This window comes from Occallatibacter savannae, assembly GCF_003131205.1.
Taxonomy (GTDB): domain Bacteria; phylum Acidobacteriota; class Terriglobia; order Terriglobales; family Acidobacteriaceae; genus Telmatobacter; species Telmatobacter savannae.
Genome location: NZ_QFFY01000004.1, coordinates 554,683 through 567,171 on the forward strand (window position 1 = coordinate 554,683; position 12,489 = coordinate 567,171).

Annotated in this window: 7 protein-coding genes; 1 reads left to right on the top strand and 6 read right to left on the bottom strand. The window is 58.6% G+C overall.

Annotated elements, in window-relative coordinates:
- The first annotated feature begins 2 nt into the window (after positions 1 to 2).
- Positions 3 to 1,751, top strand: coding sequence for a malto-oligosyltrehalose trehalohydrolase (treZ, locus tag DHV10_RS17380; protein WP_109487634.1), 1,749 nt, complete (start codon positions 3 to 5; stop codon positions 1,749 to 1,751).
- Between the two features lie 220 nt (positions 1,752 to 1,971).
- Here treZ and DHV10_RS17385 read toward each other — a convergent pair whose 3' ends face one another.
- The 6 genes from DHV10_RS17385 to DHV10_RS17410 all read right to left on the bottom strand — a co-directional run bounded on the left by DHV10_RS17385 (position 1,972) and on the right by DHV10_RS17410 (position 12,407).
- Complete coding sequence (locus DHV10_RS17385; protein ID WP_239461841.1) at positions 1,972 to 2,790, bottom strand: hypothetical protein; 819 nt, start codon at positions 2,788 to 2,790, stop codon at positions 1,972 to 1,974.
- A gap of 73 nt (positions 2,791 to 2,863) precedes the next feature.
- Positions 2,864 to 4,054: a hypothetical protein gene (locus tag DHV10_RS17390; RefSeq protein ID WP_109487635.1), complete on the bottom strand. Its 1,191-nt coding sequence runs from the start codon at positions 4,052 to 4,054 to the stop codon at positions 2,864 to 2,866.
- Between the two features lie 81 nt (positions 4,055 to 4,135).
- Positions 4,136 to 7,786, bottom strand: a complete 3,651-nt coding sequence (gene treS, locus DHV10_RS17395; RefSeq protein ID WP_109487636.1) for a maltose alpha-D-glucosyltransferase — start codon at positions 7,784 to 7,786, stop codon at positions 4,136 to 4,138.
- 225 nt (positions 7,787 to 8,011) lie between these two features.
- A complete protein-coding gene (locus tag DHV10_RS17400; protein WP_204101451.1) occupies positions 8,012 to 10,003 on the bottom strand; it encodes an alpha-1,4-glucan--maltose-1-phosphate maltosyltransferase in 1,992 nt (663 codons plus the stop codon).
- Positions 10,004 to 10,169: 166 nt separating this feature from the next.
- On the bottom strand, positions 10,170 to 11,399 hold the full coding sequence (glgA, locus tag DHV10_RS17405) for a glycogen synthase (protein WP_109487638.1): 1,230 nt from the start codon (positions 11,397 to 11,399) through the stop codon (positions 10,170 to 10,172).
- A gap of 285 nt (positions 11,400 to 11,684) precedes the next feature.
- Positions 11,685 to 12,407: a sugar transferase gene (locus tag DHV10_RS17410; protein WP_162601631.1), complete on the bottom strand. Its 723-nt coding sequence runs from the start codon at positions 12,405 to 12,407 to the stop codon at positions 11,685 to 11,687.
- Positions 12,408 to 12,489: the final 82 nt, after the last annotated feature.

Here is a 12,489-nt window from a genome sequence, read left to right on the forward strand (position 1 = left end):
AAATGCAACGCTTCGAAGTTTGGGCGCCGCTCGCGAAATCCCTGTCCGTTCAGGTCAACGGCAACACCTACTCCCTGAATGGCCCTGACAGCCAGGGTTGGTGGCGCGCCAGGGTTGACTCTGCAGTCCCCGGCGATGACTACGGCTACCTGATCGACGACGATCCTAAGCCCTATCCCGATCCGCGTTCGTTGTGGCAGCCAAACGGAGTCCACGGCCTCTCTCGCGTCTACGATCACTCCGCATATCGATGGAACGACCACAAGTTCCAGCCCGCGCCAATTGCCAGCGCCATCATCTACGAACTCCACATCGGCACCTTCACCCTCGAAGGCACACTCGATTCCGCAATCGCGCGCCTCGATCACCTTGCCAACCTCGGCATCACGCACGTCGAGCTCATGCCCGTGAATTCATTTTCAGGAAACCACGGCTGGGGCTACGACGGAGTAGATCTCTTTGCCGTGCATGAACCCTATGGTGGTCCGGACGCCCTCAAGCGCTTCGTTGACGCTGCACATCAGCGCGGCCTCGGCGTCCTCCTCGACGTCGTCTACAACCACTTCGGCCCGGTCGGGAACTACACCGGCAAGTTCGGTCCCTATCTCACTGAGGCGCACAAGACCCCTTGGGGCGGCGCCGTCAATCTTGAGGAGGGAGGCTCGCATCAGGTGCGTCGCTTCTTCTGCGACAACGCCCTGATGTGGATGCGCGATTACCATATCGATGGACTTCGTCTGGACGCAGTACATGCCTTTGTCGATCGCTCCGCCGTTCATCTTCTCGAACAGCTCTCAGCAGAAACTGAAACTCTCGCCGCCATGCTTGCCCGCCGCAAGGTTCTCATTGTCGAAAGCGACTTGAACGACCCGCAGTTTGTCATGCCGCGCTTCGGCGGAGGCCTCGGCATGGACGCCCAGTGGAACGATGATTTTCACCACGCGCTCTTCACCGTACTCGTAAAAGAAGATCTGGGTGGCTACTACAACGACTTCAACTCGCTCGAATATCTTGCCAAGACCCTCAAGGAAACTTTCGTCTACGACGGCATGTACTCGCAATATCGCAATCGCCATCACGGCCGTCCCGTCGGTAATCTTTCTCAGCATCGCTTCATCGGCTTCATCCAGAATCATGATCAGGTCGGCAATCGAGCCATCGGTGACCGTCTCTGCGAAACGGTCGGAGTCAATCGCGCAAAAATCGCCGCCGCCTTTGTGCTCCTCGCGCCTTTCACTCCGCTGCTCTTCATGGGAGAAGAGTGGGCAGCGTCAACGCCTTTCCAGTACTTCGCCGATCACGAAGACAAAGAACTCGCCCGCCTCGTCTCCGAAGGCAGAAAGCGCGAGTTCGCTTCGTTTGGCTGGGATGCAGCTGTCATCCCCGATCCTGAGAAGCCTGAGACATTCCAGCGCTCAAAGCTGAACTGGGATGAACTCTCAAGATCCACGCACGCAGAGATGCTCTCCTGGTACCGCGATCTCATCCGGCTCCGCCGCTGCACGCCTTCGCTCAACAACGGTGAGCCAGGCAACACCTCCGCCAGCTTCAACGAAGAAGAGAAGTGGCTCTGCATGCGCCGCGGTTCCATTGTGGTCGCCTGTAATCTTTCAGAGGAAGAACGAACCACGCCCGGCTATCCGCAGATGCATCTGCTGCTCGCCTCTCGGCAGGGCGTCGCGCTTCAGGAGAAGTCCGTCAAACTCCCCCCCGAATGCGTCGCCATCATCTCTCTCCCCGATCCCGATTAGAACGGAGCGACAGTTTTGAAAGGGCACGGCTTCAGCCGTGCCGCAAACCGGAATCGCATCACCTCGGCTTTAGCCGCTGAGGAGTGGTTCTGAATAAGTCGAAATCTCTAAGCGACACACCGGGTCTCCTGCTTCTCTCACGAATGAAACCTGCGAAGGTGATCGCCATTTCGACCCATGAGGCTGCTGAGAGCTGACGGCTAATAGCTTAGAGCTGTTCTCAAAAGTGCCTGATCGTCTCATGCCGAATCGGTTCCACCGGCTTCGGCACAACCTCCGGCGGCGGCACCCTCTCCGGCCTTGGTTCTGTGCGTCCCTCCAGCGATCTGCTTACCAGGTCACGCGACCCCAGTCCGACCGCCAGCGCCAGCGTCAGCACAATCCCGCCAAACAGAATCCCAAACGCCAGCTCCACGATCTTTCCGCCCACCTCGAGATGATCCAGCACCATCGCTGCGGTTAGCACCAGCACGAGCCACTTCACCCCCAACGACAGAAACCGCGCATACTGCAGCTGCGCATTTACCGCCCCGATCAACACCGAACGAGCCAGGAATCGCGCAATCACCGTTCCTGCAATCATCACCAGGATCGCTCCCACTAGATGCGTGAGATACGGCAGCAGCGAAATCGGCAGCGGCGTTCCAGTTGAATACGAAGCATCGAACGCCGATACCCCAATCACCAGGCCCAGCAAAACACAGCCCCAGAATGCACCTCGCGCAATCAGCATCGTCGGTGAACTTGAAGGGCTCCACTCTGGATTTCCTCGATTCAGTCGCTCGTCGAACTTCACCAGCGCAAGTCCGCGCCGCAACAGCAGCGATAGCCCCATCCCGATCAGCGTGAACAACGTCAGAGCAACGAACACCGCAAGGATGCCCGGCAATACCGCGATGAACAGCGAAAGCACGCGATAAACCGATTGCTGCAGCGCATCCGAAATATGCGTCCACAGGGGCACGCTGTTGTTCGTAATCGGAGGTGGCGGATTGTAGTTCTGCACCGTCTGCAGCATCATTCCGATCAATCTCTCCATCACACTCTCTCCTTCGCCAACTTCACCAGCGTCCGTGGACAACCCAACAATGAACGCTTAAGGGCCCGCGTACTTACGAGTTGAATCGGTCCGGCCAGCGCCAGCGCGACACGATGTACTGCTTCTCCGACTCGAACGCCGCGGCCACTGCCTCCACATGAACCTCCGCGTCTGTCCCCGAACTCACCACATTCAGGTGTCCCGCGACCCACGCCAGGTACAAAGGAATCAGCGCTCCCAACAGGTGTCCGCGATTGATGGTGCGCAATCGGTACGCCACCAGGAAGTCGAATACAACTCTCGCCCACAGCGTCTCCGGCATTCGAAACGTCGCTGGCTCCACAACCGACAACCGCTTTAAGCCAAGCAGGGAATTGGGTGCAAGCACCAGTCCCCAGATCTCCTGCAAATTCGTGAAGGCCAGCCGGAACGCCTCCACCATCGGCGCAATATCGACAGCGCCTTCCGCTGCCGGCATGGGGGAAAAGGACCGATGCTCCGGCAGCAGCCTTCTCGGCCTTTGCCAGAAGGCCGCCTTCGCCTCAATGTCCGCAAAAAGCGAACCCGTAACCAGCGACAAAATCGCATTGATATTTGGCTCCGCTGGCTGGGGCAGTTCGCGTGTTCCCACATCGACCTCGTCGATGCTCAGCCCAGCCACCATCGCCTCGCTCACCGGCCAGACAATCGCGTCCGGTTGATTCTGATTCACAAACTTCTGCGCTGTGCTACCCAGCCGTTCCGCCATTCGCAGCGACAGCGCCATATCGATTGACAGCGGATACCGTACACGCGAAGCGAAAAGAGCTCGTGTCAGCGGATAGATGATTGCGGAATTTACCAGGCCAGCATTCACCGGCAGCGAATAATGAGGCACCGCCAGATCCGACTTCGACTCCGCCACGCTGTTCACCATCCCGCGGAGTGCCGCAGCGCTCAACGAGTCAGCACCCGGCCCCAACACCAAAACAGCCTTCGCCTCGTTCTCTTTCGCAACATGCAGTGCGTTGACGAAATCGACTGCGGCGATCGGCCACACCGCGTTTGTCGACTGCACCGGCAGAACCCGGATTTCCGCGTACGCGGTTCCGGCCGGGTCATTCGCAGTTGCCACCAGCAGTTCCTCACCCCGAAACTCCAACGCAAGGTTCCCCAGGATGCTTTCCAACTGCTCTGGAGGCATTGGAGCAATAAAGACCACCAGGTCTGCGCGGGCAGCTGTCGCTGTCGCCTGATCACTCGAGATTGTGTTCGCTGTTGCCATTGAGCTGATCCGGAGAGCTAACCAAAGCGGGAGCCGATCTTCAGCCGATCGTCAACCACGACAATTAGATGCAGGTCCGAACTACGACCCTTGCAAACTTAGGATACCTGTAATTGGGATGTGCAGCCACGTGGGCCGGTTGTTCAACTCGTACAAGAGCTCGTACAGCGCCTTCTCTAATAAATACGCATCCAGCAGCTTCTGTGTCTCATCAACTCCCGGCAGTAGCTCCGGCTTTGCGGCAATTGTCTCACGGTAGGCGCTCAGGAACTCGCTCGCCGCCGCATCCTGCCAGGCCCTTGCCCAGCCATGCATGCGATCCGACGCAGTCTCCGCATGCCCTTCCGCATGCTTCTTCAATCCAGCAAAAGCTGCATACGAAAACGACCGAAGCATGCCCGCTACATCCTTCAACGGCGACTGTTTTCGACGTCTCTCTGCAAGCGTCCGCGCCGGCTCGCCTTCGAAGTCCAGCAGCACGAAATCTCCTCCAGCCGAGTCTCCCTCGCCCTTGGCCGACTTTACGCGCAGTGTCTGTCCGAGATGGTAGTCGCCATGAATCCGGATCCTCTCTCCCGCTGCCTCCAGGTTCGTGATCTCCCGGCTGTGTCCAATTAACTTCGCTCGTTGAGACAGCAGGTAGGCAGCAGAATCCGCCGTAGCGTCATCGAGCGTCGCAAACTTGCCTTTCAGGGCATCCAATGCCGACTTGGTCTGCGCCTCAATCTGCCGAGCAACAATTTCCAGATCTTCCTTTGTCGTTTTCTCCGGCGCGAAAGCAGGCTCGCTCTTTGAGCTGCTCAGCGCAAGATGCATCTCGGCTGTTCGCCGCCCCAGCAGTGCTACCGCATCTATCGCCGTTGCAGTCAGCTTCCTGAACCCGTCCGGCGATCTCTGCGCTCCTGCAAAACTAGAGGCCGAGATATCGGGCAGCGAATCTTGATCGGCGACCTTGTTGTAAAACTCGCTTAGCTCATGCAAGAACCACGCCCAGCCATCTCCTTCGTTGGCAACAAGCCCCTGCAGCATCGCTACAGTCGTCTTCTCGCCCGTGCTCGACGTGATCGACATTTCGCCAAGAAACGGCGCGATCCGCTCAAAGTGCGCAACCTCCGTCAGAAACCTTCCGATCTCAACATCCGGGTTCTCGCCAGGCTGCAGTCGTCTGAAAAGCTTCAGGATCAGCTTGTCTCCATACAGGATCGACGTGTTCGATTGTTCCGCCGATCCTACGCGCGACTCCATCGCAGTTGGCAGCTTCAGTGCTCGAAGCGCCGTCGAAGCGCGTGCTGCCAGCACACCCCCGGCAGTCCTCGCTGCATCTGCCGCGGGAGACTCCCGGGGCTGTATCGTCTGTCCGCTAGCCGAAGCCGTGCTCGCATCCGCGCTTGCCGTCGTGGCGGCCTCTCCCGGCTGCACGTCCAGTGGCAAAGGCGCCGGCGGAGTCACAGTACTCGAGTCGGCCTTGAGCGCCTTCGCTTGCGCGGCGTCCGGCAGCTCACCGGCGTCCTGCACCGCCTCCCCTGGCCCTGACGCCACCACCTGGTTCAGCGGTACCGACTCACTCAGTTCGATCAACTCCAGCTCGCACTGCCGAAAATCTTCGCGCGCCGATGCATCGTGCAGAATCGCGATCCCTGTCGCCGCCGCCAGGGAACTCAGCACGCTATCCGGTCGGCTCGTGGTCACCTCATCCGCTTGCGTTCCCATGCTGATTGCCAACGGTATCTGGTACACATCTGCTGCGCCCTCGAAGTACCCAATCTCCACCACAAACACCGCTGGCGGAATCAGGTGCGGCTCCAGCCTGCTTCCTCTTTTGCCGTTTGTAGTCGCGAGATTCCCCCAACTCAGCACGCGAACCGTCTGTATCCTCCGGCTCTTTGCCCCGAACCACCGTTGTCTTGGCAACCACGCAGGCAGAGCCGCCTCAATCTGCTGCAACCCATTCGCGGCCAGTAATCCTGACCATCCCGCTGCTACCAAATCGACTGCCTGCACCTCGACGCCGTGGGCTTCTTCAACCGGCATCAACTGCGGTTCAGGCACAGGCCTCGCTTCGTTCGTTGCCGCCTGCAGTTCCAGCCAGATGAACGAATACGGAGCCAGCGTCAGGTGATACATCGACTCGCCGATCGTCGGGAAGGGCACATAGCCCAGCATCTCTACCGGTTCCATTCCCGCATAAGCCGAAAGATCCAGCGACACCGGCTGCGCAAACCGGCTCAGATTCGCGACACACAAAACGGTCTGGTGGGTTCCGTCCTCAAGCTCCAGATCGCGTAGATACGCCAGGATCTTCCGGTTCGTCGGGTTCAGGAAACTCAAACTGCCGCGCCCGAACACTTGGAATAGCTTCCGCAGCGCAATCATGTTGCGCGTCCACTGCAGCAGACTCGATTGATCTGCCTGCTGTGCCTCCACGTTCACAACCTGGTAGCCATAGATTGGGTCCATGATCACCGGGAAGTACAGCCGCGCCGGATCGCACCGTGAGAAGCCCGCGTTCCTGTCCGACGTCCACTGCATCGGCGTCCGTACCCCGTTCCGGTCGCCCAGGTAGATGTTGTCTCCCATCCCGATCTCATCGCCGTAGTAAAGGATGGGCGTTCCCGGGAAACTCAATAGCAGCGAATTCAGCAGCTCGATCCGTCGCCGGTTGTTGTCCACCAGCGGCGCGAGTCTGCGCCTGATCCCGACATTGATGCGCATCCGCGGATCGGCCGAGTACGCGAAGTACATATAGTCGCGCTCATCATCGGTCACCATCTCCAGCGTCAGCTCATCATGGTTGCGCAGGAACAATCCCCACTGGCAGCTGTCCGGAATCGGCGGCGTCTGCGCCATGATGTCTGTAATCGGCAGCCGGTCCTCCTGCCGCAGTGCCATGTAGATGCGCGGCATCAGCGGGAAATGAAACGCCATATGGCACTCGTCGCCATCGCCGAAATACGGCCGCACATCCGCCGGCCACTGGTTCGCCTCCGCCAGAATCAGCCGGTTCGCGTAACCTCTGTCGATCTCTGCGCGCAGTTGCTTGATGATCGCGTGCGTCTCAGGCAGGTTCTCGCAATTCGTGCCGTCCCGCTCCACCAGGTAGGGAATCGCGTCCAGTCGTATTCCATCCGCTCCCATATCAAGCCAGAAGCGCATCGCCTTCAGCACCTCTTCCATTACCAGCGGACTCTCCCAGTTCAAGTCCGGCTGATGCGAGAAGAACCTGTGCCAGTAGTAGGCCCTCGCCGTCTCATCCCACGTCCAGTTCGATTTCTCGGTGTCCGTAAAGATGATTCGGGCATCCTTGAACACCTGGTCGGTGTCCGACCACACGTACATCTCGCGTTGCGGCGATCCCGGGGGCGCCAGTCGCGCAGCTTTGAACCACGGATGCTGATCGCTGGTGTGGTTGATCACCAGCTCGATCATCACCTGCATGTTTCGCTGATGCGCCGCGTCCAGAAATTGCTTGAAGTCGCTCAGAGTTCCGTACGACGGATTTACATCCACATAGTTCGCAATGTCGTATCCATCGTCGCGCAGAGGGGAAGGGAAGAACGGCAGTAGCCACAGGCACGTCACGCCAAGGTCCTGCAGGTAGTCGAGCTTCGACATCAACCCCTGGAAATCCCCGATTCCATCATTATTAGAGTCGGCGAACGCACGCACGTGGATCTCGTAAATGACCGCGTCTTTATACCAGAGCGGATCAGTTGCGCTTGCAATCTTCTTCACTCAAAGGGCTCCAAGCTGTTTGGATGCGGCGTCAGCGGGTTGTGCTAAGTACCGCTTCGAGAAAACATTGCGTGCCACGCCATGATCTTCGAGGATCTACGTCACGGAACGAGTCTTGAGAAAGCCATGAAGGGTCAGGGCACGACTTCGGTCGTGCCGATGTTGCCTTACATTGCTGGAGGGCTTCAGCCCCTGCATTCATTCGCGCAATCTGGCCCCGACCGACTAAAGGAAGTACTCGAAATCCGTCTCCACCCTCATCCGCCGGTGAATCTTCAAAATATGTCCTGACCGCACCGCCGGATTCAGCTCCACATAGTTGCGCGGCCCCTGCCACAGATACCGCTCGCCCGAGAGTAGATCCTCCGCCTCATACGAACGGTCATGCGGAATCTCCAGCTCATCCAGCGGTAGCGTCACAAAGCCCGACTGCGTATAGTGCGGATCGAGATTCACCACTGTGACAAGAAGATTCGATCGGTCGTCCGACTCCTTGCTATAGCAGATCAGCTGATCGTTATCCACGCTATGAAACCGCAGCGACCAGTCATTCTGCAAAGCCGCATTCTCGTTCCTCACCGCATTCACCCGCGCGATCAGATCCTTCAAACTATCGGGCCGATTCACATCCCAGTGCCTTACTTCGTACTTCTCCGAATTCAGGTACTCTTCACTCCCGTGCTTCACCGGCACATGCTCCTGCAGTTCGAACGCCGGTCCATAGATTCCGTAGTTCGCGCCCAGCGTCGCCGCGAGCAGCAGCCGGATCACGAACGCCGGTCTCCCGCCCATCTGCAGAAACTCCGTCAAAATATCCGGCGTGTTCGGCCACTGATTCGGCCTGAAGAACTCCCGCACCGGGGTCTGCGTCAACTCCGTCAAATACTGCTGGATCTCCCACTTCGCATTCCGCCACGGAAAATACGTGTACGACTGGCTGAACCCCAGCTTCGCCAGCCGGTACATGATCTTCGGCCGCGTAAACGCCTCCGCCAAAAATAAGACCTCAGGCCGATCCTTCTTGATCTCTGTGATCGCCCACTCCCAGAACGGAAAAGCCTTCGTGTGCGGATTATCGACACGGAAGATCGTCACTCCCACGCCAATCCAATATTCAAAGACGCTTCTCAGCTCCTTCCACATCCCCTCCCAGTCTTCGCTCTCAAAGTCGAAGGGATAGATGTCCTGGTACTTCTTCGGCGGATTCTCAGCATACTGAATCGTTCCGTCCGGCCGCTTCTTGAACCACGCCTCGTGGTCCTTCACGTATGGATGATCCGGCGCCGCCTGGAACGCGATATCCATCGCCACTTGCAACCCCAGATCGTCAGCCTTCCGGATAAACCTCTTGAAATCCTCAACCGTACCTAGGTCACCGAGAATAGCCTTGTGTCCGCCCTCTGCGGCTCCAATGGCCCACGGGCTCCCATCATCTCCCGGCTGCGATTGCGGATTGTTGTTCTTTCCCTTGCGGAACGACCGCCCGATCGGATGGATCGGCGGCATGTAAACCACATTGAAGCCCAGCTCCGCGGCATACGACAGCCGCTTCTCCGCATCCGCAAACGTTCCGTGCACTCCGGCCTTCTCTGCCGTTGACCGCGGAAAGAACTCATACCACGAGCTGAACCGTGCTCGCACCGGATCCACCACAATCGGCAGCTCTGCACTCTCCGTCACGAACCTCTTGTCCGGATAGCGCAGCATCAGCTCGTGCAGCATCGGATCTGTCGCATGCGTCCTTGACTGCACAGGGTCTTTTCCCGCCTTCAGCACTGCTGCCCGTTCACTCAGCCACAGCCCATCCCCGCCCGCAGCCCGCTTCGCAGCCTCCGATATCAGTTCTGCTCCGATTAGGTAATCGAGGCTCGTATCGCTCTCCGCCTTGATCCGCTTCAGTAGGTCCCGCCGCCACGTCTCAAAGTGATCCACCCACCCCTGCACTTTGAACGCGTAACGCCCTAGCTCACCAACCCGGAAGGCCGCTTCCCAGCGATCGTTCACCAAAGCCTTCATCGGGATCTCAATCCAATCCTTCGATCCCTCCCGCCGCGCCAGCACTGAAGCCGCAACCAGATCGTGGCCGTCTGTAAAGACATCCGCCTCGACCCGCACCTGGTCGCCCACCGTTCTCTTGGCAGGAAACCGGCCGCAATCCACCTGCGGCGTAATGCCCTCAATAATGACGCGTCGGCGTCCTTCCGATAGCTTCTTCATCGCCATATCAATCCAATCACAAACCCGAGACATCAACGCAGCTTTGAGACTACCCAACAGCGACTGTCATCCCGACCGAACCCTGAACGAAGTGAAGGGGAAGTGGAGGGATCTGCAGTCCGTGCTCCTTAATCTGCGGTTCGTGCACCTAACCAAAGTCTGCCCCTCAACCTCGCCGACCAGCTGACCTCTCCTCAATCAACCGCCCGTACAACTCGATAGTCTGATGCGCGATCGCCGTCCAGCTGAAAATATCCTCTACGCGCTTCCGCCCCGCACCGCCAAATCGCCGGCACTTCTCCGCATCTCCAAGCAGCACATTGATCTTCTCCGCCAGATCCCGCGCAAATTTCTCCGGATCGTTCGGAAAACTCGTGACTGGGTCCTGATCGAACGGCACCAGGTATCCAGTCTCGTCCTCGACAACCACCTCTTTGATGCCGCCCGTCGCGCTCGCCACCACCGGAGCCCGGCAAGCCATCGCCTCCAGATTGATAATCCCGAACGGCTCATACACCGACGGACAACAGAACACCCTGCAGTTGCTGTAGAGCTGGATCGTCTCCTGCTTCGTCACCATCTTCTCGATCCACACAATTCGCGGATGGTCCTTACGTGCCGCCTCCACCTTCTCCCGCAGCTCCGTCGCAATCTCCGGAGTATCCGGAGCACCCGCGCAAAGTACGACCTGCGTCTCCTTTGGCAGGTACCGGATCGCATCCACCAGGTGCGTTACGCCCTTCTGCCGCGTGATCCGTCCCACAAACAAGACATACGGCACCGTTGGATCCACCCCGTAGTCCGTCAGTGCCTTTGTTTCTGAAGTCCTCTGGTACTCCTTCAGATCGATCCCGTTATAGATGACGTGAATCCTGCTCGGATCTACATCCGGATATGCCCGTTCAATATCAGCCTTCGTCCCCTGCGAAACCGCGATCACTGCATCCGCATCCAGAATCGCCGTCCGCTCCATCCACGAGCTCATCGCGTATCCGCTGCCCAACTGCTCCGCCTTCCATGCGCGCAGCGGTTCCAGTGAGTGCGTAGTCAATACGAACGGAATCCCATACAGCTTCTTAGCCAAATAGCCAGCCATCGACACATACCACGTGTGGGTATGGGCGACATCGATCCCCTGTAGCGCCTTCACCTGCGTCAGGTTCAGGCTGAACGCCTCCAGCGCACCCTTGAACTTGCCCTCAGTCCCGTTCGAGATCTCTGCCCACGGCTCCGCTCCGCGCACATGCAGGTTCCCCGCATCGCTCTGCTGCGGCCCCCAGCAGTGCACCTCCACCTCAATCTCCCGCGCCAGTTCCCGGCTCAGGTAATCGACATGTACCCCCGCGCCCCCATAAACCAGCGGCGGATACTCGCGTGTAAAAAGCCCAACGCGCATCAGTTCTGACCTCCGGCCCAACTCGAGTCGGGCCTGCACCTTCCGATGTTTGCTGAATGTTGCGTGAACAGCAGGGCCGCTGGACGAGACAATTTCGAGTAGCTTTCAGCCGCTGTCGCTCGCCTTCCGACCCCAATCTTACTGCACCGCGCAGGGATGCACGCACACCAGGCATCGGAATAACCGGCGCAGCCTCCAGTGACCTCTAGGCCCGCAGACCGCCAAAGACCGATTGCGAATTAGCTTCAATCTGAAGTCCCGCTCCGCCCGTTCCGCAGTAAGAACCTACTGTTCTCCTTCGGCATAAAGCGCGCGGATCGTGCCTGCCCCGTTCCTGGCCGTGGAGATACGCTCCTGAGTCCCCGTGCGATCCAGGTTCCGGAATGAACCCGGAATGCGCGCCGGCACAAGTGAAAGGCGTAGCGTCACAAACATCAAGGCGAGATCGCTCCACAGCGTCGCCCGCCGCATATAACGCAGGTCGATGCGCTCCTTCACAGGCTTGATCCGCCGGAGATAAAAGTGCTCCATCTGCCCCGGATGAACCTTCTTCAGTATCTCTTCCTCTGATCGAAAGGCGAGTGTGGCAGCGCCCGTGATCCCAGGGCGATATTGGGCTGTCAAGCGTTCCGCATACTGTGGCAGTTTCGGCCTTGGTCCCACCAGGCTCATATCCCCGCGAAGCACGTTGTAGAACTGCGGAAGCTCATCAAGCTTGAACTTGCGCAGCCAATATCCGATTCCCGTAATGCGGCCATCCCCGTCTTTTGTGAGTCCCGGTCCGGCCTTCGCGCTCACCATGCTGCGGAACTTGTAGATCTGGAAAGGGCGTCCCCTCCGTCCGATTCGACTTTGAGCGAAAATGACCGGCCCGTCTGAGCAAAGCCAAATCAGCACCGCAATCGCGAGCATCGGCAGAGAGAAGAAAGTCAGAACGATCAGCGAAACCAGGACGTCGAACAGTCGCTTTGACGCCGAGACGCTCCATCGGCTTTGCGGTTCCGGCACAACCCTGAGGTTGAACGAACGACGTTGACTTCGGGAATCTCGTGGAGGCCGTACTGCTCTATCCAAGGCTTCACACTTCGAG

What these genes read in the sequence shown, in the direction of transcription:
- treZ (WP_109487634.1), top strand. Translation starts at nt 3, where the DNA reads ATGCAACGCTTCGAAGTTTGGGCGCCGCTCGCGAAATCCCTGTCCGTT.
- DHV10_RS17385 (WP_239461841.1), bottom strand. Translation starts at nt 2,790, where the DNA reads ATGGAGAGATTGATCGGAATGATGCTGCAGACGGTGCAGAACTACAAT.
- DHV10_RS17390 (WP_109487635.1), bottom strand. Translation starts at nt 4,054, where the DNA reads ATGGCAACAGCGAACACAATCTCGAGTGATCAGGCGACAGCGACAGCT.
- DHV10_RS17400 (WP_204101451.1), bottom strand. Translation starts at nt 10,003, where the DNA reads ATGAAGAAGCTATCGGAAGGACGCCGACGCGTCATTATTGAGGGCATT.
- glgA (WP_109487638.1), bottom strand. Translation starts at nt 11,399, where the DNA reads ATGCGCGTTGGGCTTTTTACACGCGAGTATCCGCCGCTGGTTTATGGG.